Raw genomic sequence first — 21,893 nt, forward strand, 5'->3', positions numbered from 1 at the left:
ACGGCTTAGGGGACCAGGATGACTTTGCCGGTGGTGCGGCGCTGTTCAAGGTCGTCGTGTGCACGCGCTGCCTCGGCGAGGGAGTAGCGGGCGCCGATCCTGACCTTGAGGCTGCCTTCGGCAGCGGCGGCAAAGACTTCGTCGGAGCGCCAGCGGCGTTCCCGGGCGTCGCGCAGGTAGTGGGCCATGGTCGGCCGCGTGAGGTAGAGCGAGCCGCCGGTGTTGAGCCGCTGCGGGTCGAACGGCGGGACCGGGCCGGAGGCTCCGCCGAAGAGCACCAGCATGCCCCGGATGCGCAGCGACGCCAGGGAGGCGTCGAAGGTGTCTTTTCCGACGCCGTCGTACACGACGTCCGCGCCGGTGCCGTTGGTCAGATCCCGGACGCGTCCCGCGAAACCTTCATAGCGCAGCACATGGTCGGCGCCGGCGTCGCGGGCCAGCTGCTCTTTCTCGTCCGTCGAAACGGTGGTGATGACACGGGCGCCCCTGGCCTTGAGCAGCTGGATCATTAGGAGTCCGACGCCGCCGGCGCCGGCGTGGAGCAGGACCGTGTGGCCGGACTCGACCTTGAAGGTGGAGTTGATCAGGTAGTGGGCGGTCACCCCCTGCAGCGGCAGGGCCGCGGCGGTGAAATCGTCCAGGCCGTCGGGAACCGGGAGGGCCTTGTCCTCGTCGACGAGTGCATAGCCGGCGTAGCAGTCAGCGCCCTCGGCCGTGGCCACCCGGTCGCCGGGAGCGAACCCGGTGACGGCATCGCCGACCTCCTCCACGGTGCCTGCGGCCTCGGAGCCGGGCGTGAAGGGGTAGCTGACCTTGTAGATGCCGCTGCGCTTGTAGGTGTCGATAAAGTTCACGCCCGCGGCGGCGACCTTGACGAGCAGCTGGCCGGGCCCGGGAACGGGACGAGCTGTTTTGTCGAGCTCCAGGACCTCGGGGCCCCCGGCCTGGCGGGCGACGATTGCGTGCATCATGTGGCTCCTTTTCCGGGCGGGAAAGTCTGTCCCGGTCCCTGGGTCCATCCTAGGGACACCGGCGGTAACCATGAAGGGGCGTTCCGTAACCGACCGTCACGTGATGCTTCACGTGCCAGCGTCCGGACGTGGCGGGTCCTGCGCGGACGCCGCCTGATGCGTCCCTTAGTAGCGGCGGGTGACCGTTGCCATCGGGCATTCGAAGTGCCGGCCCGCGGCGAGTCCGACATCGTTGAGGTAGCGGACGATGATGGCGTACGACTGCATCAGGGTGGTTTCCGTGTACGGGACCTGGTGCTTGGCGCAGTACTCGCGGACGATCTTGGCGGCCTTGTCCAGCTGGGGGCGGGCCATGTCCGGGAACAGGTGGTGTTCTGCCTGGCGGTTAAGGCCGCCGAGCAGGATGTCCATGAAGCGGCCGCCCGAGATATTCCGGGACGTCAGGACCTGGCGGCTGAAGAAGTCCACCCGGCTGTCCGCCGGCAGCACCGGCATGCCCTTGTGGTTCGGCGCGAACGACGCGCCCATGTAGAAGCCGAACACGGCCAGCTGGACGCCGATGAAGGCGAACGCCATGCCCAGCGGCAGGAAGGAGAACGCGAGAACGGGCAGCAGGCTGAGCCGGACGGCGAGGATCGGAATTTCAACCCAGCGGTGCGTGACCTTGGCGCGGCGGACGATGAATTTCACGGAGTCGATCTGGAGTCCCAGGCCCACCAGGAACAGGAGCGGGAAGAAGAACCAGCCCTGCTTGCGCGTCAGGAACGCGAGGCGCCCCTGGCGGTCGGCTACGGCTTCGGGGTGGAAGGCGATGGGGCCGGGCGCGATGTCCGGGTCCTTGGAAATGACGTTCGGGTGGTTGTGGTGCGCGCCGTGCTTCTGCTCCCACCAGGAGTAGCTGATCCCGGCCACGGACGTGGCGAGCAGCCGTGCTGCCCAGTCGTTGGCGCGGCGGGACGCGAAGATCTGCCGGTGCCCGGCCTCGTGGGCCAGGAAGCTCAGCTGCGTGCACAGGATGCCCAGGGCGGCGGCGATCAGGAGCTGGAACCAGCTGTCACCGATCAGCGCGAACCCGAACCATGTCGCGGCCATCAGGAGGGCAAGCACCGAAAACACGGTGACGTAGAAGCCGACTCGGCGTTCCAGGAGACCGGCAGCCTTCACGGTCTTGAGCAGTTCCGAATAGCTGAGAACGACGGCGTTGGGTTGCCTGACTCGCGATTTGGGGCGTACTGAATCTAGAGGAGGAGGAGTGAGCGTAGTGGTCATAGGGAGCCTGCCTCGTTGCTGTTTACGGGCAACGTTGCAGCTGACATTTGCAGCTGCACGGTCTGGATCACCCTTTACCAAGCATACGCCCCGGGGGTTCCCGGACACGGCCGCATCCATGCATAAATATCGGCATCTATGCATACTCTTGCTGTATAGTCGTGCTTATGACTATTTCTGTTGCCGTTTCCGGGGCGAGCGGTTATGCCGGCGGCGAGGTCCTGCGGCTCCTCGCCGGCCATCCCGACGTCACCATCGGCGCCATCACGGCCCACAGCAACGCCGGTTCCAGACTAGGGGAATTGCAGCCGCATCTCCATGGTCTGGCGGATCGGATCCTCGAGGACACCACCGTGGATAACCTGGCCGGGCACGACGTCGTGTTCCTGGCGCTTCCGCACGGAGCGTCCGCGGAGATCGCGGCGCAGCTGCCCGCCGGGACCCTGGTTATCGACGCCGGCGCGGACCACCGCCTCGAGGACCCGGCGGCCTGGGAGAAGTTCTACGGTTCCGCGCACGCCGGAACCTGGCCCTACGGTCTCCCGGAACTGCCCGGTCAGCGCGACGCCCTCCGCAGCGCCACCCGGATCGCCGTCCCCGGCTGCTACCCGACCTCGGCCCTGCTGGCCCTCATGCCCGGCTTCAGCAACCAGCTGCTGGAAGGCGACGACGTCGTGATCGTCTCCGCATCCGGCACCTCAGGGGCCGGCAAGGCCGCCAAGGTCAACCTGATCGGCGCCGAAGTCATGGGCTCCATGAGTCCCTACGGGGTAGGCGGGGGACACCGGCACACCCCGGAGATCGAGCAAGGACTCTCCAAGGCGCTTGGCGCTCCGGTCACCGTCTCCTTCACGCCCACCCTGGCGCCAATGAGCCGGGGGATCCTCACCACGGCGACAGCCAAGGTCCGGCAGCAGCCAGGACGCAGCGTCACTGCCGCGGAGCTGCGCGCGGCCTGGTCCGAGGCCTACGACGACGAACCGTTCGTCCACCTGCTCCCGGAGGGGCAGTGGCCCTCCACCAAGTCGGTCCAGGGCTCGAACCACACGGTCATGCAGCTGGCCTTCGATGAGCACACCGGCCGCGTGATCGTGTGCTGCGCCATCGACAACCTGACCAAGGGGACCGCCGGCGGGGCCGTGCAGTCCATGAATATCGCCCTCGGCCTGGCGGAATCCGCCGGCCTCAACCTCCAGGGAGTCGCACCGTGAGCATCACCGCACCGCAGGGATTCCGCGCCGCCGGCGTGACGGCAGGGCTCAAGGCTTCCGGCAAGCCGGACGTTGCCCTCGTGGTCAACGACGGTCCGTCCAAGGCCGCCGCGGCGGTCTTCACGTCCAACCGCGTCGCCGCGGCCCCCGTGCACTGGTCCCGCGAGGTGGTCAAGGACGGCCGCGTGGACGCCGTTTTCCTCAACTCCGGCGGAGCGAACGCCTGCACCGGGCCCCAGGGCTTCCAAAACACCCACACCACCGCGGAGAAGACCGCCGAAGCCCTCGGCGTCTCCGCCACCGACGTCGTCGTCTGCTCCACCGGACTGATCGGCGAACAGCTCCCCATGGAAAAAATCCTGGCCGGGATCGGTTCCGCCACCGCCGCTCTGGCCGCCGACGGCGGCCCCGCGGCAGCCACCGCGATCATGACCACGGACTCCGTCTCCAAGCAGGCCGTCTTCTCCGGCACCGACGCCGAAGGCACACCGTTCACCATTGGCGGCATGGCCAAGGGCGCCGGCATGCTGGCCCCGGGCCTGGCCACCATGCTGGTGGTCCTGACCACGGACGCCGACGTCCAGCCGGGCATGCTCGACGCGGAACTCCGCAACGCCACCCGGGTCACCTTCGACCGCGCGGACTCCGACGGCTGCATGTCCACCAACGACACCGTGGTGCTGCTGGCGTCCGGGGCCTCCGGCGCCGTGCCGTCCGCCGTCGACTTCCGCACGGGCCTGACCCAGGTCTGCGCCGAGCTGGCCCGCAAGCTGATCGGCGACGCCGAGGGTGCCAGCCACGACATCGCGATCCGGACCTTCAACGCCGCGAGCGAGGGGGACGCCGAAATCGTCAGCCGCGCTGTCGCCCGCTCCAACCTGTTCAAGACGGCGATTTTCGGCAAGGACCCCAACTGGGGCCGCGTGCTGTCCGCCGTCGGTACCACCGACGCGGCGTTCGATCCGGACCAGCTGAACGTGTCCATGAACGGCGTGCAGATCTGCCGCAACGGCAGCATCGGCGATGACCGGAACCTGGTGGATCTCGAACCGCGTGAGGTCCTGGTCGAAATCGACCTGCAGGCCGGCGGGGCCGAGGCCACGATCCTCACGAACGACCTCACCCACGACTACGTCCACGAAAACAGCGCCTACTCCAGCTAATCCGCCTGGAAGGACGAGCAGTAAGGACGAACAGCATGAACACCCAGACCCGCGAGACGACATCCCAGTCCGACGCCCGGGACAAAGCCGCCACGTTGATCGAGGCGTTGCCTTGGATCCAGCGCTTTGCCGGCAGCACCATGGTGATCAAGTACGGCGGCAACGCCATGGTCAACGACGAGCTCCGCCGCGCCTTCGCCGAAGACGTCGTGTTCCTGCACCACGTCGGCATCCACCCCGTGGTGGTTCACGGCGGCGGCCCGCAGATCAACGCCATGCTCAGCCGGCTCGGGATCGAATCCGAATTCAAGGGCGGGCTCCGCGTCACCACACCCGAGGCCATGGACGTGGTCCGGATGGTCCTCACCGGCCAGGTGGGACGCGAACTCGTGGGCCTGATCAACTCCCACGGCCCGTACGCCGTCGGCATGTCCGGCGAGGACGGCGGACTGCTCCGCGCCGTCCGCACCGGCACCGTGGTGGACGGCGAGGAGGTGGACCTGGGCCTCGTCGGGGAAGTGGTGGGCGTCAACCCGGAAGGGATCGTGGACATCCTCGCGGCCGGCCGGATCCCGGTAGTCTCCACCGTTGCCCCGGAGATCTCCGCAGACGGATCCACCACCGGGCAGGTACTTAATGTCAACGCGGACACGGCGGCGGCGGCGGTCGCCTCGGCCCTGGGGGCATCCAAGCTGGTCATCCTGACCGATGTCGAAGGCCTCTACGCCAACTGGCCGGACAGGTCATCGCTCATCTCGTCGCTGACGGCTTCGGAGCTGCGAGAGATGCTGCCGCGCCTTGAGTCCGGCATGATCCCGAAGATGGCGGCCTGCCTGAAAGCGATTGACGACGGCGTCGAGCGCGCCCACATCGTGGACGGCCGCCTGCCGCACTCGATGCTCCTGGAAACATTCACGACCGCCGGCATCGGCACCCAGGTCGTCCCCGACGAGGAAAGCAAATGAACCAGATCGAAACTGCACCTTCCACGGATCTCGAACACTCTCCGGTAGCCGACCTGGTCCACTCGCGCGCCACCGGCGCGCAGTGGCTCTCCCGCTACTCCTCCTCCCTGCTGGGCGTCTTCGGCACCCCGCAGCGGGTCCTGGTCCGCGGCGCCGGCTGCCTCGTGTGGGACGCCGACGGCAAGGAGTACCTGGACCTGCTCGGCGGCATCGCCGTGAACGCCCTCGGCCACGCCCACCCGTTCGTCACCTCGGTGATCTCCAGCCAGCTGGCCACCCTGGGCCATGTCTCCAACTTCTTCACGAGCCCCACCCAGATCGCCCTTGCGGAGAAGCTGCTGGAACTGTCCAAGGCACCTGCCGGGTCCAAAGTGTTCTTCGCCAACTCCGGTACCGAGGCCGTTGAGGCGGCCTTCAAGCTGGCGCGCCGGAACACAGGCCCGGACGAGACGCCGCGCACCAAGATCATCGCGCTCGAAGGCGCCTTCCACGGGCGCACCATGGGCGCCCTCGCGCTGACGGCGAAGGAAGCTTACCGGGCGCCGTTCGCGCCGCTGCCAGGCGGCGTCGTGCATGTCCCGTTCGGTGACATCGATGCCCTCCGCGCCGCCGTGGACGACACCACCGCCGCCGTCTTCCTCGAACCGATCCAGGGCGAGGCCGGCGTCCGGCCGCTGCCCGCCGGCTACCTGTTGGCCGCCCGCGAGGCCACCAGCGCCGCCGGCGCCCTGCTGATCCTCGACGAGGTCCAGACCGGCATCGGCCGCACCGGCAAGTGGCTGGCCAGTGAGGACGCCGGGATCGTGCCCGACGCCGTGACCCTCGCCAAGGGCCTGGGCGGCGGCTTCCCGGTCGGCGCGCTCGTGACGTTCGGACCGGAAACGTCCGAGCTGCTGACCGCCGGCCAGCACGGCACCACCTTTGGCGGCAACCCGGTGGCCACTGCGGCCGCCCTCGCCACGCTGCACGTCCTCGAAAACCAGGACATCCTGGCCCACGTCCGGGGCGTGGGGGAGCACCTGCGCGCCGGCCTCGCCGGAATCGCCGGCGTCACCGAGGTCCGCGGGGAGGGGCTGCTGATCGGCTTCGACCTCGACGCCGACGTCGCCCCGGGCGTCGTCACCGCCGGGCTTGACGCCGGTTTCATCGTCAACAGCCCGGGCCCGCGCACCATCCGGCTGGCACCGCCGCTGATCCTGACCACCGAACAGGCCGACCGCTTCCTGGCGGCACTGCCCGCGTTGCTCGAGACCGCAAAGTCCACTGCCGAAAAGTCCGCCGAACAGCCCGCCACTTCAAGTAACAACGCCGCAAAGGACGCCAAGTGACCGCCGTCGTGACCGCATCAGTGCCCACCCGCCACTTCCTCAAGGACACGGACCTCACCCCGGCCGAACAGGCCGAGGTCCTCGAGCTCGCCGTCCGGATGAAGGCCGCGCCCTACAGTGTGCAGCCCTTCGCCGCGGCAGGCAGCGGCCGCCAGACCGTGGCCGTCATCTTCGACAAGACCTCCACCCGGACCAGGGTCTCCTTCGCCACCGGCATCGCGGACATGGGCGGCAACGCGCTCATCATCAACCCCGGCGAGGCGCAGATCGGGCACAAGGAATCGGTCGAGGACACCGCCAAGGTGCTCGAACGCATGGTGTCCACCATCGTGTGGCGCACCGGCGCGCATGCCGGGCTTGTCGCCATGGCCGCGAACTCCCGCGTTCCGGTCATCAACGCCCTGTGCGATGACTACCACCCGTGCCAGCTGCTGGCCGACCTCTTGACCGTCAAGGAGCACAAGGGCTCGCTCAAGGGCCTGACCATGGCGTACCTGGGCGACTCGGCCAACAACATGGCCAACTCCTACCTGCTGGCCGGCGTCACGGCCGGCATGAACGTCCGCATCGCGGGACCGGCAGGGTACCTGCCGTCTCCGGAGATCATCGCCGCCGCCGAGGACCGTGCCGCGGAGACCGGCGGCTCCGTGCTGGTGACGGTCGACGCCGTGGAGGCCCTCCTGGGCGCCGACGTCGTCGCCACCGACACGTGGGTGTCCATGGGCCAGGAGGCGGAGAAGGAAGCGCGGATGAAACTGTTCCGCGACTACTCCGTGGACGCCGACGCGATGAAGCTCGCGGCGCCGGACGCCGTCGTGCTGCACTGCCTGCCGGCCTACCGGGGCTACGAGATCGCCGCGGACGTCATTGACGGCCCGCAGTCGGTGGTCTGGGACGAGGCTGAAAACCGGCTCCATGCCCAGAAGGCGCTGATGGCCTGGCTCATGCACCGCTCCGGCCTGGCTGTTGTTGACGGGCTCGCGCCAGTTGATGGGCTGGCACCGGTGGACGGCTTGGCCTGATGTCCGTCCAGCCAGCCTCTCCGGGGGCCAGCCCGGCCACCAAGACAGCCCGGCAGGCGCGGATCACAGCGATTCTGACGGGCGAGTCGGTCCGTTCCCAGGCTGAGCTCGCGGCGCTGCTCGCGGACGACGGCGTCCAGGTCACCCAGGCCACGCTCTCCCGCGACCTCGTGGAACTCGGCGCCGTCCGGGTCCGCGGCAAGGACGGCGTGCTGGTCTACGCCGTCCCGGGGGAGGGCGGCGAACGGGCGGCCAAGAGCGGCGTCACGCAGGAAATCCTCGACGCCCGGCTGACCCGGTTGTGCGGGGAACTGCTCGTCACCGCCGAGGCCTCGGCCAACCTCGTGGTGCTCCGGACCCCGCCGGGCGCCGCAAACTTCCTTGCCCTCGCCATCGACCACTCCGTGATGCCCTCGATCCTGGGCACCATCGCTGGGGACGACACCGTCCTGCTTGTCACCCGGGACCCCCTGGGCGGCGCGGACATCGCCGCACGCTTCCTGCAGTTCGCCGAGGAAGCCGGCCAATAAGCCGCGCAACGCCCCGGGCACAACCGGGCTTGTGACAGGCTTGCAGCAGAGAGATTTTTCCCACACTTACAGCATCACCAAACAACTAAGGAGCATTTCCGTGACTGAGCGTATTGTTCTGGCCTACTCCGGTGGCCTGGATACTTCCGTAGCCATCGGCTGGATCGGTGAAGCCACCGGCGCCGAGGTCATCGCCGTGGCGGTCGACGTCGGACAGGGCGGCGAATCGCTGGAGACCATCCGCCAGCGCGCGCTGGGCTGCGGCGCCGTCGAAGCCTACGTCGCCGACGCCAGCGACGAGTTCGCCAACGAGTACTGCGTGCCCACGCTGAAGGCCAACGCCCTCTACCAGGGCCACTACCCGCTGGTCTCGGCCATCTCCCGCCCGGTGATCGTCAAGCACCTGGTCAAGGCCGCCCGCGAATTCGGCGCCACCACCGTCGCCCACGGCTGCACCGGCAAGGGCAACGACCAGGTCCGCTTCGAAGTCGGCATCCAGACCCTCGGCCCGGACCTGAAGTGCATCGCACCGGTCCGTGACCTCGCCCTGACCCGCGACAAGGCCATCGCGTTCGCCGAGGAAAAGGGACTGCCGATCGAGACCACCAAGAAGAACCCGTACTCGATCGACCAGAACGTCTGGGGCCGCGCCGTTGAAACCGGCTACCTCGAAGACATCTGGAACGCCCCCACCAAGGACATCTACGACTACACCGCCACCCCGGAATTCCCGCCGGCGCCGGATGAGGTCACTATCTCCTTCGAGGCCGGCGTGCCGGTCGCGATCGACGGCGTCAAGGTCACCCCGCTGCAGGCCATCAAGGAACTCAACCGGCGCGCCGGCGCCCAGGGCGTCGGCCGCATCGACGTCGTCGAGGACCGCCTCGTGGGCATCAAGTCCCGCGAGATCTACGAGGCCCCCGGTGCCATGGCGCTCATCACCGCGCACAAGCACCTCGAGGACATCACGATCGAGCGCGAGCAGGCCCGCTTCAAGGCGACCGTCGGCCAGCGCTGGGCCGAGCTGGTCTACGACGGCCAGTGGTTCTCCCCGCTCAAGCGCTCCCTCGACGCCTTCATCGAGGACACCCAGCGCTACGTCACCGGCGACATCCGCATGGTGCTCCACGGCGGCCAGGCGATCGTCAACGGACGCCGCTCCGAGACCTCGCTCTACGACTTCGACCTCGCCACGTACGACACCGGCGACACGTTCGACCAGTCGATGGCGCGCGGCTTCATCGAGCTGTGGGGCATGTCCGCCAAGGTTGCCTCCGGCCGCGACATCCGCGTCGCAGGTCAGTAATGGCGTCCGCCACCAATGAAGGCGCGCTGTGGGGCGGCCGGTTCGCCGGCGGCCCCGCGGACGCCCTCGCCGCGCTGAGCAAGTCCACGCACTTCGACTGGCGGCTGGCCCGCTACGACATCGCCGGGTCCAAGGCGCACGCCCGCGTGCTGCACAAGGCCGGGCTGCTGGATGACGCCGAACTTGAGGGCATGCTTGCCGCACTGACCCGGCTGGATGAGGACGTCGCCTCCGGCGCCTACCTGCCGGCGGAGTCGGATGAGGACGTGCACGGTTCACTCGAGCGCGGCCTGATCGAGCGCGCCGGCACCCAGCTCGGCGGCAAGCTCCGCGCCGGCCGGTCCCGCAACGACCAGGTGGCCACGCTGGGCCGGATGTTCCTGCGCGACCACGCCCGGATTATCGCCCGCGGCGTGCTCTCAACGATCGACGCACTGGTGGACCAGGCCAAGGCGCACCAGGGGGTGGCCATGCCCGGCCGCACCCACCTGCAGCACGCCCAGCCGGTCCTGCTCAGCCACCACCTGCTCGCTCACGCCTGGGCGTTGCTGCGTGACGTGCAGCGGCTCCAGGACTGGGACAAGCGCGCCGGCGTTTCGCCCTACGGTTCAGGTGCCCTGGCGGGCTCCTCGCTGGGCCTGGACCCGGAGGCCGTCGCAGCCGACCTGGGCTTTTTCTCGGCGACGCACAACTCGATCGACGGCACCGCCTCCCGCGACGTCTTCGCCGAGTTCGCCTGGATCACGGCCATGATCGGCGTGGACCTGTCCCGGGTCTCGGAGGAAGTGATCCTGTGGGCCACGAAGGAGTTCTCCTTCGTCACCCTGCACGATTCCTACTCCACCGGCTCCTCGATCATGCCGCAGAAGAAGAACCCGGACGTGGCGGAACTGGCACGCGGAAAAGCCGGCCGGCTGATCGGCAACCTGACCGGGCTGCTGGCCACCCTGAAGGGGCTGCCGCTCGCGTACAACCGCGACCTGCAGGAGGACAAGGAGCCGGTCTTCGACGCCGCCGATACGCTGGAGGTCCTGCTCCCGGCAGTGTCCGGCATGATCGCGACGCTGAAGTTCAACACCGAACGGATGGAAGCGCTGGCACCGCAGGGCTTCGCGCTGGCGACGGACATCGCCGAATGGCTGGTCCGCCAGGGCGTTCCGTTCCGCGAGGCGCACGAGCTCTCAGGCGCCGCGGTGAAGCAGGCCGAAAGCCGCGGCGTCGAGCTCTGGGACCTGACGGACGAGGAATACGCCGCCATCTCGGAGCACCTGACGCCAGAGGTCCGCACGGTCCTGTCCACTGAGGGTTCGCTCAACAGCCGGAACTCCCAAGGCGGCACCGCACCGGCCGCCGTCGAACGCCAGCTGCTGGCCCTCGACGGCGAGCTCGCCGGCGTGCGGACGTACGCGGGGTAGCACCGGTCTCTACGCGCGGGGGCCCTCTGCGGATGGGGCCCTCGCGGCGGTTAAGGTAGGCACATGAGCGAACCGTTCCGCCAAATGCTGCGTGCCCTGCCCGATTTCCCGGAGCGCCTCCCGGACTTTGACCCGGACTCCGCGCCCGCGGACCCGGCAGAGCTGTTCCGGCTGTGGCTGGACGAAGCGCTGGCGGCCGGGGTGCCGCAGCCCAACGCGTGCAGCCTGGCCACCGCCGATGGGCAGGGCCGGCCGTCGTCGCGGATGCTGATCCTGAAGGACATCGACGCCGACGGCTGGCACTTCGCGACCTCCCGGGAATCCCGCAAGGGCCAGGAGCTCGCGGCCAACCCGCACGCGGCGCTGAACTTCTTCTGGCAGCAGCAGGGCCGCCAGGTGCGGGTGGCCGGGGACGTCGTGGAGCTGTCCGCCGAGGCCTCGGCCGCGGACTGGCAGGCCCGGCCGGGCGCCGACGGCAGCGAAAATGAAAACACAGACTGGCAGCTCTACGCCATCCGGCCCCGCGAAATCGAATTCTGGCAGGCCCGGCACGACCGCCGGCACATCCGGCACCGCTACGCGCCCCGCTGACCGGGTTCCACTCAGTTAATCCGACTTAATTGGGTGGCTCGGTTTAGGATGGGCGCCATGACCTCAATCACACCAGAGAACCTTCGGGCAGATCTGCACCGTGCCGCCGACGTCGTGGCCGGAATCGCAGCGAAACTGACGGAACAGGACATCAAAGCGCCGTCGGAATTGCCCGGCTGGAGCCGCGGGCACGTGCTGGCCCACATCTGCGGGATTGCCAACGCGATGGGCCGCCAGCTCGAATACGCCGCCCGCGGCGAGGGCGTGGAGCTTTACGACGGCGGCTTCGAGGGGCGGAACCGCGCCATCGGGATGGCGGCCGGCCACAGCCTCGCTCAGCACCGGGCCGACCTCGACTCAGCGTTGGGCAGGGCCCTGCGCGCCTTCGACTCCCTCGATGCGGCCGGCTGGCGCGAGCCCATCACCTACCGCGGGGGAGTCGTGTTCGACGGCGGCCTGGCGCTATGGCGCGAACTCATCATCCATGCGGCCGATCTCGGCACCGGCCACGGACCGGAAACCTGGAGCCGCCCCTTCTGCGGGCACCTCTTCGATTTCCTCTCAGCCCGGGTGCCCGAGGGCCAGCGCTTTGTGCTGCAGCCGCTCGGCCTGCCCGCGGTGGCCATCGGGAGCGGCGGAACCTCGACGGTGATCAACGGCATGCTCACGGACATCGCCGCGTGGCTCGCCGGCCGCACACCCACCCTCGGCAGCCTGCGCGCTACCGCCGCGGCCGACGGCGTTGACCTTCCGGAACTGTTGCCCTGGCCCGCCGGAGTGCCCGTCAACAACTAAAGTCCCTGGTCCATGGCCGGCCATCCCCCGCCCGGCGCGGTGCCCGGGTCCGTGCAGCCTTAGGCCTAGGGCCGTGCCGTTGCGAGGGCGAGTTCGCGTTCCCGGTCCAACAGGCTGCCCTTGACGGCCAGCCCCCAGCGGAATCCGCCCAGGGTCCCGTCGGTGCGGATGACGCGGTGGCAGGGAACAAACAGGGCCGCCGCGTTGAAAGCGCAGGCACTGGCCGCCGCCCGGACGGCCTTGGCGTTGCCGGAGAGCTCCGCATACTCCGTGTAGGTCACCAGGCGCCCCGGGGCGACCGTGCGCAGCACATCCCAGGCGTGGCTGCGGAAAGGTCCGGACTTCTGCAGCACCGGCACGGCCATGGCCGGTTCCGGATCGCCGGAGTAGAACGCCTCCACGGCCGCAGAGATGGAGCCCAGGCCGGCAACGGTCTCGAATTCGCCAGGCAGCAGGTCCGCGTGGATCTGCCCGGTCAGCTCACCGGGAACGGCGGTCCAGCCCGAAGACAGGACGGCGCCGTCGCGGGCAATGATGGTGAAAGGACCGTCCGGGGTGGACATGGTCAACAGCTGGGCTTTCATGGTTTCGCTTTCTTCGGAGTCTGCTTTTGAGCTGGAGACGGCGCGCGCGCTGCGGCCTGGGCAGCCGCTGCTGCGCGCCAAAGGTGCATGGTGGCGTAGGACCGCCATGGGCTGACCTCACGGAAATCAGTGGTCAGGGCGCCGTCGGGGTTCTGGGCGAGTGAGCGGATGCCGTTGCGGACGGCGGCATCGTTGGCCAGGAACACATCCGGCGCGCCGATAACCCGCATCGCGACGTATCCCACGGTCCACGGCCCGACGCCGGCCAGCGGCAGGAGTTTGGCCTCCAGCCCGTGCACGTCATCGCCGTAGCCGAAGTCCAGGTCGCCCGAAGCCATCGCCGCGGCGGCGCCCCGGACGGAATCGATCCGCCGCTGCGGGCCGCGGAGCAGTTCGAAGCCGGTCTCCGCAATCTGGGCGGCCGTCGGGAACAGCCGGTGGAGACCGTCGTCGGGCACCAGGCTCGCGCTCCCGGCCACGGACAGCTGGACCAGGGCGGTCCGCGCGGCGGCCACTGTGATCTGCTGGCCGATCATGGCCCGGATCAGCAGCTCCTGCGGATCCACGGCGCCGGGCATCCGCATGCCGGGTGTGCGCGCCACCGTGGCGGCCAGGCGGGGATCGGCGGCGAGGGCGGCATCGATGGCGACGGGATCGGCGTCCAGGTCCAGCAGGCGGCGGACCCTGCTCAGCAGGGCGGCCAGGTCCCGGAGATCGACGGCGCCGATGGTCAGCACGAGCGGACGCCCGGCCGCGCCGGCATCGTAATCCACCCGGAAGCGGGCATCGCCGTGCGTCAGCTTCAGGGTCCGGGCGTAGGAACTGGAAGTACCTTCCTCGATCCCGTGGATGGCACGGACGGCGAGGAAGTCGAAGACGCCGGGGTCGAACGGTTCGCGGTACGGAAGATTGAGCGTGAGCGCGGTGGTCGCTGCGGGGGAGCGGTGATGCCGCGCAGTAGCCCGCAGCGCGGAGGGCGTCATCGCAAAGACCTCGCCGATGGTCTCGTTGAACTGGCGCACGCTGCTGAACCCGGCGGCGAAGGCGATATCCGAGACTTTCATGCCGGTGGAGACCAGCAGGGTGCGGGCGGTCTGGGCGCGGCTCGCCCGCGCCAGGGACAGCGGACCGGCGCCGAGCTCGTGGCTTAGGATCCGGTTGAGCTGGCGCGAGGAGTAGCCGAGCCGGGCCGCCAGCCCCTCGACGCCGTCGCGGTTGATCACGCCGTCATTGATGAGCCGCATGGCCCGGCCGGCGATATCGGAGCGCACGTTCCAGGCCGGAGTGCCGGGCACGGCCTCGGGTAGGCAGCGTTTGCAGGCCCGGTAGCCGGCGTCGTGCGCGGCAGCGGACGTTTCATAGAACGTGACGTTGTCCGCCTTGGGCGTCCGCGCTGGGCACGAGGGCCGGCAGTAGATGCCGGTGGTCCGGACAGCGGTATAGAACTGCCCGTCGAAACGGGTGTCCCGGGCGTCGATTGCCCGGTAGCGCTGCCAGAAGTCCATGACCCCATCCTGCCAGCTTCGCTGGACACCTGCTAGCGGAATTCGGACACGGCCGTGTGGTCCTCCGGCGGCGTTTGTTAAAGTCTGAGCATGACGTCGAGCCCGCCTCCTGCCCGGCCCGGCACGGGTACAGGTACCCAGCCCGGCACGGTGACAGGCGCGGCCGCGCCGCTCCGGGAGCTGCTCTCGGCCGATGCACGGCACGTGGCGCCGCTGATCCTCGGCGCCGTGTTGACGCACGACGGGGCCGAGGGCTCCGTCTCGGTGCGGATTACCGAGGTGGAGGCGTACCTCGGCCCGCATGATTCCCACCATCCTGACCCCGGGTCCCACACCTTCCGCGGCCAAACGGCCCGCAACGCGCCGATGTTCGGCCCGGCCGGCCACCTCTACGTGTATTTCACCTACGGGATGCACCATTGCGCCAATATCGTGTGCGGGCCCGAGGGCGTTGCGTCGGCGCTGCTGCTGCGGGCCGGCGAGGTGGTTGCGGGGCACGAACTGGCCAGGGCCAGGCGCCCGACGTCGAAATCGGACATCGACCTCGCCAGCGGGCCTGCCCGGCTGGCCACCGCACTGGGGCTGACGACGGCGGACAGCGGGCGCGACGCCCTCGCGCCGCCGTTCCGGCTGGAACCGCCCGCGCACCCGCCGGAAGGGGTCGCTTCAGGCATCAGCTCCGGTCCGCGCGTTGGCGTCTCCGGCGCGGGCGGCAGCCACGACTACCCCTGGCGGTTCTGGCTCAGCGGCGACCCGACCGTCTCCCGCTACAAGGCGGCAAAGGCGCCAAAGGCGGCAACCACCCGCGGCGCGTAACGCGGCAGGCACTCGGCAGGCACCCGGCAGGCACCCTGCAATCAGCCTGATGCCGCGCCCACGGTGGGGGATGATGGAGCATTATGGGCGAGGGGAAACGCGGAAAACCGGGCAACGAGCTGGAACGGCTCCAGATCTTTGCGCAGCTGGCCACCGAGTACTTCCGCATGGTGGAACTGTTCACCCCTGACGGCGAGCAGATCGCGGTGGACCCCGTCGAGGCAGAGCGCAGGCACTGGGTGGAGCTCTTCCGTGCAGCCCTGCTGCGTAAATTCATCGTTCCGGAAGAACACGTTTCGCTCAAACTCGTAGTCAGGGCCCTGCGCCTGTGCAACTACTCGGCGGACCCCCGGATAACCGAGGGCACGGCAGAAGCGGCCGGCTTGTTCACGAACGGGATGATCCGGGACCGCCCGGCGCTGATGGCCGAAATCGCCCTGGATGACCATGACCTGTTCGAGGACGTCCTCTACGGTCGGCTCCTGCATGGTGACGCCGACAGGTTCCGCCGGTCCGGGTGGGCTGAGGACTACAGCCGGCTGAGCAGCGTGGCGGCCGGCCGGTTCGACGCCGAGCGCGCGCTCAGAACAGCGCTGGGCGTCGTCTCCTACGGGCTTGCCAACGAACTCCTGCGCCCGCCGGAACCGGGCGGCGACACCGGGCCCCCAACGGCAGAAGCGTAGGAATTTCTAGGAGGCGGCGAAACTGCTGAGCCCGTAGTCTGCGCTAACGGCGAAGGGGGCGAGGCGCCGCCGAAGCTCTTCCCGCACTGGCGGCCACTCCTGCGAGAGGATCGAAAAGACGGCGGTATCCGCGCGTCCTCCGCCCGGGGCCGCCCGGTGGCCGCGGAGGATCCCCTCGAATTGGGCGCCGAGCCGCTCAATCGCCGTCGCGCTCCGGGTGTTGCGGGCGTCGCAGCGGAAGGCCACCCGGTGGACTTCCAGTACCTCATAGGCGTAGGCGAGGAGCATATGCTTGCTCGCCGGATTGACGTGGCTGCCCCAGAACTGCCGCCCGTAAAAAGTTCCGCCGATTTCAAGGCGTTGCTGGGCCGGGACGTAGTCGCGGAGGGACGTCGTGCCCAGCAGGGCGCCGGTGCGCCCGTCCGTCACGGCGAACGGGATGGTGGCGGGATCCTCCAGCCGAGACTGGAACAGTGCTGCCAGTTCGCCGCCCGTCCCCGGCATGGGCGCCGCCATGCCTGCCCACATGCCGGGATCCACGAAATCAAAGAGGCCTGCCGCGTGATGCGGAGCCAGCGGAACCAGGCGGACCCCATGGCCGGAGAGGACGATTTCGTGTCGCATTCGAGCATTCAATCACCGCCGGGGTGGACGGGACCGGCGTTTCCGGCGCCGCCCGCGTGAACATTGGATGACTGATGGGTTGCCGCGTGGCCGCCGGCCCCGGGCCAGCCGGCGCCGGCGGCCACGGCCCTGCAACGTCCCGCTACCAGCCAGTAAGGTGGATGGGTGAATCAAAGCGAGCTGAACCAGACCAAGACAGCACTGCCCGTGGATGAGCTGATCGAGAGCCTGTGCGCCACCATCCCGGACTATCCCAAACCCGGAATCAGCTACAAGGACCTGACCCCGGTGTTCGCCGACGCCACTGCCTTCGGGGCCGTCGTCGATGCCCTGGTGGGACCATTCCAGGGCCAGTTCGACGCCGTCGCCGGAGTGGAAGCCCGCGGCTTCCTGCTCGCGGCGGCCGCAGCGTACGCCACTGGGACCGGAGTCATCACGGTCCGCAAGGCCGGCAAGCTGCCGCGCGAAGTGTTTTCCGAGTACTACGCCCTGGAGTACGGCACCGCCACCCTTGAGCTGCACACCACGGACCTGGCGCCCGGGAGCCGGGTGCTGATCCTCGACGACGTGCTCGCCACCGGCGGTACGCTCGGCGCCGCGGCGCGGCTGTTCGAGCGGTGCGGGATCCACGTCGCCGGCGTCGGCGTGGTCATGGAACTCGACGAACTTGCCGGCCGCACGGCCCTCACCGGCCACAACGTCCGCTCCCTGCTGCGGATCTAACGGGGACTGCGGGGCTGGACCATCCGGGTCGTGTCGGTAGAATTCCCTGACGAAGACTGCCTTGGCATTGTTTCGGCGACATGCAACAGCCGTGTCCGCCGAAATGGCTGTAGAATGGTGGGTCCGTCTTTTTCGATAGGGGAACGTTCGATGCACGACGCTGATTTGGCCCATGAACGCGACTATGTGGCCGGACTTTACGCCCGGCTCGATGAGTTGCGGGTGGAGAAGCGCACCCAGCTGGCCCAGGTGCGCCGTGCCGGTGCCGTGGGCACCATGCAGAACGTTTCCGAACGCGATGCCTTCGCGGCCCTCTACGAGGACCGCCTCGCCCAGCTCGACGCCGTCGATGACCGGCTCGTATTCGGCCGCCTGGACCTGGATTCCGGGGAGGCCCAGTACATCGGCCGCATCGGCCTGACCACCGAGGATCTGCAGCGGCTCATGGTGGACTGGCGGGCGCCCGAGGCCGGCCACTTCTACCAGGCCACGGCGTTCGACCGGCAGGGTGTCCGCCGCCGCCGTCACCTGATCCTGCAGGGCCGCGAGGTCAAGGCAATCGAGGACGACGTGCTCGACGCCGACATGCTTGCCGACAGCGATTCGCTCCAGGGTGAAGGCGCCCTGCTGGCGGCCCTGAACTCCAAGCGGACGGGCCGGATGTCAGACATCGTCGGCACCATCCAGTCCGAGCAGGACCGGATCATCCGTTCCTCCATCTCCGGCGCACTCGTGGTCCAGGGCGGTCCGGGCACGGGCAAGACCGCTGTCGCCCTGCACCGCGCCGCGTACCTGCTCTACACGCACCGGGACAGGCTCAAGAGCGCTGGCGTCCTGCTGGTGGGGCCGACGTCGTCCTTCATGAACTACATCGAACGCGTGCTGCCCTCGCTCGGCGAGACCGGTGTCGTGATGGCGAGCCTGGGCCGGCTCATGCCGGGCATCGCCGCCGTTGCCGAGCCGGACTCCGCCGTAGCCGCCATCAAGGGCCGGCTGGACATGGCCGACGTGGTCGCCAACGCCGTGGCCAACCGGCAGCGCATTCCGGCCGGAAACCGGATCCTTGAGGTCGACGGCCGCAAGCTGGTCCTCACGCCGCGGCAAGTCCGCCGCGCCAAGGAGAGGGCGCGCGCCACGGGCAAACCGCACAACGAGGCCCGCGTGTCCTTCGTCAAGATCCTGCTCCGCGAACTCACCGAGCAGATGACGGAACTTGTGGAGGCCGGCAACATCGGCAACAACGCCGACCGCTCCTATCTGGCGGAGGACGTCCGGTCCGCCCGGGATGTCCGGATCGCCCTGAACCTGTGCTGGATGCCGATGACCCCGGAGAAGCTCGTGGGGGAGCTGCTGAGCAAGCCGGCCGTCCTCGAGGCATGCACCCCCAACCTCACCCCGGAAGAACGCGCGCTGCTGCTCCGTCCTGCCGGTTCGCCGTGGACCGAGTCCGACGTTCCGCTGCTCGACGAGGCCGCCGAATTGCTCGGCGAGCTTGATGCCGCCGCCGGACGGGGACTGGCGCAGCAGGAACAGGACCGTGCCCGCGACCTTGCCAATGCCAAGCAGACCCTGGTCAACATGGAAACCGCCGGCGTGGACGTCCTCGTCACAGCTGAAGACCTGGTGGACCAGAACCAGGAGCGCGAGACGCGGCTGACCGCTGCAGAGCGTGCCACCACGGACCGCAGCTGGGCCTTTGGGCACATCGTGGTGGACGAAGCCCAGGAGTTGTCACCCATGCAGTGGCGGCTGCTGGTCCGCCGCTGCCCGCTGAAGTCGTTCACGATCGTGGGCGACATCGCCCAGACAAGTTCCGTTGCCGGGGCCAACTCCTGGCACAGCGCATTGGGCCCCATGTTCGGCGACCGCTGGCAGCTCGAGGAACTGACCGTCAACTACCGCACGCCGTCCCAGATCGCCGAGGCCGCTGCACGCATGGCTACCGCGGCCGGACTGGTGGTTTCGGCGCCCAAGGCTGTCAGGGAAGGCCGCTGGTCCCCGGTCATCGACAGTGTCGGCAGGGGCCAGATCGTCAACAAGCTTGTCGAGGTGCTTCCGGAGGAGCTGGACGCCATCGAGGGCGGACTGCTGGCGGTCATCGCCGACGGCGAGCTGCTGCCCGAGGCCAGCGCGGCGCTGCGGGCCGTGTACGGCCACCGTGTCGGGACCGGAGCGGGCAGTTACGCCCAGGACATCGTGGTGATCAGTCCCCGCGAGGCAAAGGGACTGGAATTTGACGGCGTCGTGGTCCTGGAACCGACAGACATGCTCAACCACGAGCACGGCCGGGTGGGCGACCTGTATGTGGCCATGACCCGGCCAACCCAGCGCCTGCGGCTCATCGCCGCCGCCGGAATCCCGGCAGGCATCGAGGAGTAGGCCGGCAACCGGGCAGCAATGGCTGTCCGGTTGCCGGATGCACGGCGTCAACTGCGATGCGGGTGACGTTGATCCTGCTAACTTAGATTGCGTGTCCCAGCTAAATATTCTCGATGCCCAGCAGAACGACCCCAGCTTTGCCAATATCTGGCAGGAGCTGAAATGGCGCGGCCTTGTCCACGTCTCCACGGATGAGGCGGAGCTCGAAAAGCTCCTCGCCGGCGAGCCCGCGACGTATTACTGCGGCTTCGATCCGACCGCGCCGAGCCTGCACCTGGGCAACCTGGTCCAGCTCCTGCTCATGCGCCGGATCCAGCTGGCCGGCCACAAGCCGCTCGGACTGGTGGGCGGTTCCACAGGACTGATCGGTGATCCGCGTCCGACGGCGGAACGCACCCTCAACACCAAGGACACTGTGTCCGAATGGGTGGGCTACCTGCAGGCCCAGGTCCGCCGCTTCCTGAGCTTCGAGGGCGACAACGCCGCCCAAATGGTCAACAACCTGGACTGGACGGCGCCCCTGAGCGCCATCGACTTCCTGCGCGAGATCGGCAAGCACTACCGTGTCGGCACCATGCTCCGCAAGGACGCCGTCGCGTCCCGCCTCAGCTCCGAGGAAGGCATCAGCTACACGGAGTTCAGCTACCAGATCCTGCAGGGCATGGACTACCTGCAGCTGTTCCGCGACTACGGTTGCATGCTGCAGACCGGCGGCTCGGATCAGTGGGGCAACCTCACCAGTGGCACCGAGCTCATCCGGAAGGTTGAGGGCAAGCACGTCCACGCCCTGGGAACGCCGCTCATCACCAACTCTGACGGCACCAAGTTCGGCAAGAGCGAGGGCAACGCCATCTGGCTGGATCCGGCCATGTGCAGCCCGTACGCCTTCTACCAGTTCTGGCTGAACACCGCGGACGCCGACGTCGCGGACCGCCTCAAAGTGTTCACCTTCCTCAGCCGGGCAGAGATTGAGGCACTGGAACTCGCGGTCGCTGAACGGCCGTTCGCTCGCGAAGGCCAGCGGAAACTGGCGTACGAGGTGACCTCGCTGGTCCATGGCGTGGAGGCCACGGAGAAGGTCATTGCGGCATCGGCCGCGGTGTTCGGCAACGGCGATCTTTCTGTGCTGGATGAAGCGACATTGAAGGCGGCCACCTCCGAGCTGCCGTCCGCCACTGTCGACGCCGGCGCCCTGGGCATCATCGAGCTGCTGGTCGCCTCCGGTCTGTCAGAGAGCAAGTCCGCCGCGCGCCGCACCGTGGGGGAAGGCGGGGCCTACGTCAACAATGCGAAGATATCCGACCCCGACGCCGTTATTGCGGCCAGCCAGTTGCTGCACGGGCGCTACCTGCTCCTGCGCCGGGGCAAAAAGAACCTGGCAACGGTGGAAGTCTCCGCGTCCTGACCAGCTTCGAAAACGCACCCTGCACGCTCCTTCCCGGCCGATTTGCACGGCCGGGGGGGAGCGTGTATTGTTTTCTGAGTCGCCGCCGTTGAGTGGTGACAAACCCCCACAAATGAGAAGCAATTCTTCATGCGCTAGGCGCACACAATGGAAATTGCTTCAATTCTGCTGGGCGGATTCGCTCCATAAAGTGAAATTCGGATGAAAATCGCGGATTTGCAAAGTGGAAATGAATGAAATAAGCTGTAAACATCGCAGCGAAGAAAAACGAAATAAAAAATTCATTGAAATGAATTGTTTCGGCAAGTATTCGAATGTGTCTGTTGTTTGAGAACTCAATAGTGTGCCAAGTTTGTTGATACCAATTTATTGTATATGGATTGGTTGAATGTGCCGGGCCCGCCACCCCGTGGTGTGGTCTGGTGTTTTTGGCTGGTTTCAAATTTTGTGCAGCCATTTTCTCCCGTTTTCCCGGGGGTGGTGGTTGTGTCTGTTTTACTTCAACGGAGAGTTTGATCCTGGCTCAGGATGAACGCTGGCGGCGTGCTTAACACATGCAAGTCGAACGATGACCCGGTGCTTGCACCGGTGATTAGTGGCGAACGGGT

Annotated in this window: 21 protein-coding genes and 1 rRNA gene; 16 read left to right on the top strand and 6 right to left on the bottom strand. The window is 68.0% G+C overall.

Annotated features, from left to right (window positions below):
- Positions 1-5 precede the first annotated feature (5 nt).
- On the bottom strand, positions 6-971 hold the full coding sequence (locus tag MRBLAR12_RS18455) for a quinone oxidoreductase family protein (protein WP_229993934.1): 966 nt from the start codon (positions 969-971) through the stop codon (positions 6-8).
- A 165-nt stretch (positions 972-1,136) separates the two neighbouring features.
- Positions 1,137-2,240 carry a fatty acid desaturase family protein gene (locus tag MRBLAR12_RS18460; RefSeq protein ID WP_229993933.1) on the bottom strand — a complete coding sequence of 368 codons (1,104 nt, stop codon included), beginning with the start codon at positions 2,238-2,240 and terminating at the stop codon, positions 1,137-1,139.
- 167 nt (positions 2,241-2,407) lie between these two features.
- On the opposite strand from MRBLAR12_RS18460, the gene argC reads away from it, so the two are divergent.
- The 10 genes from argC to MRBLAR12_RS18510 all read left to right on the top strand — a co-directional run bounded on the left by argC (position 2,408) and on the right by MRBLAR12_RS18510 (position 12,566).
- Positions 2,408-3,451 carry an N-acetyl-gamma-glutamyl-phosphate reductase gene (gene argC, locus MRBLAR12_RS18465; RefSeq protein ID WP_364747488.1) on the top strand — a complete coding sequence of 348 codons (1,044 nt, stop codon included), beginning with the start codon at positions 2,408-2,410 and terminating at the stop codon, positions 3,449-3,451.
- Complete coding sequence (gene argJ / locus MRBLAR12_RS18470) at positions 3,448-4,614, top strand: bifunctional glutamate N-acetyltransferase/amino-acid acetyltransferase ArgJ (protein ID WP_229993931.1); 1,167 nt, start codon at positions 3,448-3,450, stop codon at positions 4,612-4,614. Before argC ends, argJ begins: the two co-directional genes overlap by 4 nt.
- Positions 4,615-4,649: 35 nt before the next feature.
- The gene (argB, locus tag MRBLAR12_RS18475) at positions 4,650-5,579 is read left to right on the top strand and encodes an acetylglutamate kinase (RefSeq protein ID WP_229993930.1); all 930 of its coding nucleotides are present in this window, start codon (positions 4,650-4,652) and stop codon (positions 5,577-5,579) included.
- Entirely contained in the window at positions 5,576-6,907 is a 1,332-nt protein-coding gene (locus tag MRBLAR12_RS18480; protein ID WP_364747491.1) for an acetylornithine transaminase, read from the top strand. Before argB ends, MRBLAR12_RS18480 begins: the two co-directional genes overlap by 4 nt.
- Positions 6,904-7,929 carry an ornithine carbamoyltransferase gene (gene argF, locus MRBLAR12_RS18485; protein ID WP_414645535.1) on the top strand — a complete coding sequence of 342 codons (1,026 nt, stop codon included), beginning with the start codon at positions 6,904-6,906 and terminating at the stop codon, positions 7,927-7,929. The genes MRBLAR12_RS18480 and argF overlap by 4 nt, the downstream gene beginning before the upstream one ends.
- Positions 7,929-8,459 (top strand): arginine repressor, encoded by a 531-nt coding sequence (locus MRBLAR12_RS18490; RefSeq protein WP_079551248.1) that lies wholly within the window; start codon positions 7,929-7,931, stop codon positions 8,457-8,459. The genes argF and MRBLAR12_RS18490 overlap by 1 nt, the downstream gene beginning before the upstream one ends.
- Positions 8,460-8,559: 100 nt before the next feature.
- Positions 8,560-9,765, top strand: a complete 1,206-nt coding sequence (locus tag MRBLAR12_RS18495; protein ID WP_229993928.1) for an argininosuccinate synthase — start codon at positions 8,560-8,562, stop codon at positions 9,763-9,765.
- Positions 9,765-11,180: an argininosuccinate lyase gene (gene argH / locus MRBLAR12_RS18500; RefSeq protein ID WP_364747493.1), complete on the top strand. Its 1,416-nt coding sequence runs from the start codon at positions 9,765-9,767 to the stop codon at positions 11,178-11,180. The genes MRBLAR12_RS18495 and argH overlap by 1 nt, the downstream gene beginning before the upstream one ends.
- A gap of 63 nt (positions 11,181-11,243) precedes the next feature.
- Complete coding sequence (locus MRBLAR12_RS18505) at positions 11,244-11,771, top strand: pyridoxine/pyridoxamine 5'-phosphate oxidase (protein ID WP_229993926.1); 528 nt, start codon at positions 11,244-11,246, stop codon at positions 11,769-11,771.
- Between the two features lie 57 nt (positions 11,772-11,828).
- Entirely contained in the window at positions 11,829-12,566 is a 738-nt protein-coding gene (locus tag MRBLAR12_RS18510) for a maleylpyruvate isomerase family mycothiol-dependent enzyme (RefSeq protein ID WP_229993925.1), read from the top strand.
- A gap of 65 nt (positions 12,567-12,631) precedes the next feature.
- Here the strand turns inward: MRBLAR12_RS18510 and MRBLAR12_RS18515 are convergent, their stop codons facing one another.
- Positions 12,632-13,150: a methylated-DNA--[protein]-cysteine S-methyltransferase gene (locus MRBLAR12_RS18515; protein WP_229993924.1), complete on the bottom strand. Its 519-nt coding sequence runs from the start codon at positions 13,148-13,150 to the stop codon at positions 12,632-12,634.
- Positions 13,147-14,655 carry an AlkA N-terminal domain-containing protein gene (locus MRBLAR12_RS18520; protein WP_364747496.1) on the bottom strand — a complete coding sequence of 503 codons (1,509 nt, stop codon included), beginning with the start codon at positions 14,653-14,655 and terminating at the stop codon, positions 13,147-13,149. Before MRBLAR12_RS18520 ends, MRBLAR12_RS18515 begins: the two co-directional genes overlap by 4 nt.
- Before the next feature lie 90 nt (positions 14,656-14,745).
- On the opposite strand from MRBLAR12_RS18520, the gene MRBLAR12_RS18525 reads away from it, so the two are divergent.
- Positions 14,746-15,471, top strand: a complete 726-nt coding sequence (locus MRBLAR12_RS18525; protein ID WP_229993922.1) for a DNA-3-methyladenine glycosylase — start codon at positions 14,746-14,748, stop codon at positions 15,469-15,471.
- Positions 15,472-15,554: 83 nt separating this feature from the next.
- A complete protein-coding gene (locus MRBLAR12_RS18530; RefSeq protein ID WP_229993921.1) occupies positions 15,555-16,154 on the top strand; it encodes a hypothetical protein in 600 nt (199 codons plus the stop codon).
- 6 nt (positions 16,155-16,160) lie between these two features.
- On the opposite strand, the gene MRBLAR12_RS18535 is transcribed toward MRBLAR12_RS18530, so the two are convergent.
- Positions 16,161-16,778 (bottom strand): GNAT family N-acetyltransferase, encoded by a 618-nt coding sequence (locus tag MRBLAR12_RS18535; RefSeq protein ID WP_229993920.1) that lies wholly within the window; start codon positions 16,776-16,778, stop codon positions 16,161-16,163.
- Positions 16,779-16,943: 165 nt separating this feature from the next.
- Between MRBLAR12_RS18535 and MRBLAR12_RS18540 the strand changes: the two genes are divergently transcribed.
- The 3 genes from MRBLAR12_RS18540 to tyrS all read left to right on the top strand — a co-directional run bounded on the left by MRBLAR12_RS18540 (position 16,944) and on the right by tyrS (position 21,285).
- Positions 16,944-17,501: an adenine phosphoribosyltransferase gene (locus MRBLAR12_RS18540; protein ID WP_364747499.1), complete on the top strand. Its 558-nt coding sequence runs from the start codon at positions 16,944-16,946 to the stop codon at positions 17,499-17,501.
- Between the two features lie 150 nt (positions 17,502-17,651).
- Positions 17,652-19,880, top strand: a complete 2,229-nt coding sequence (locus MRBLAR12_RS18545) for a HelD family protein (RefSeq protein ID WP_229993918.1) — start codon at positions 17,652-17,654, stop codon at positions 19,878-19,880.
- Positions 19,881-19,971: 91 nt separating this feature from the next.
- Complete coding sequence (tyrS, locus tag MRBLAR12_RS18550) at positions 19,972-21,285, top strand: tyrosine--tRNA ligase (RefSeq protein ID WP_229993917.1); 1,314 nt, start codon at positions 19,972-19,974, stop codon at positions 21,283-21,285.
- 127 nt (positions 21,286-21,412) lie between these two features.
- Here tyrS and MRBLAR12_RS18555 read toward each other — a convergent pair whose 3' ends face one another.
- On the bottom strand, positions 21,413-21,742 hold the full coding sequence (locus tag MRBLAR12_RS18555) for a hypothetical protein (RefSeq protein WP_364747501.1): 330 nt from the start codon (positions 21,740-21,742) through the stop codon (positions 21,413-21,415).
- 43 nt (positions 21,743-21,785) lie between these two features.
- Between MRBLAR12_RS18555 and MRBLAR12_RS18560 the strand changes: the two genes are divergently transcribed.
- Positions 21,786-21,893 (top strand): 16S ribosomal RNA (locus MRBLAR12_RS18560); the annotation flags it as partial.

Source organism: Arthrobacter sp. LAR12-1-1.1 (assembly GCF_040676555.1).
GTDB lineage: Bacteria > Actinomycetota > Actinomycetes > Actinomycetales > Micrococcaceae > Arthrobacter.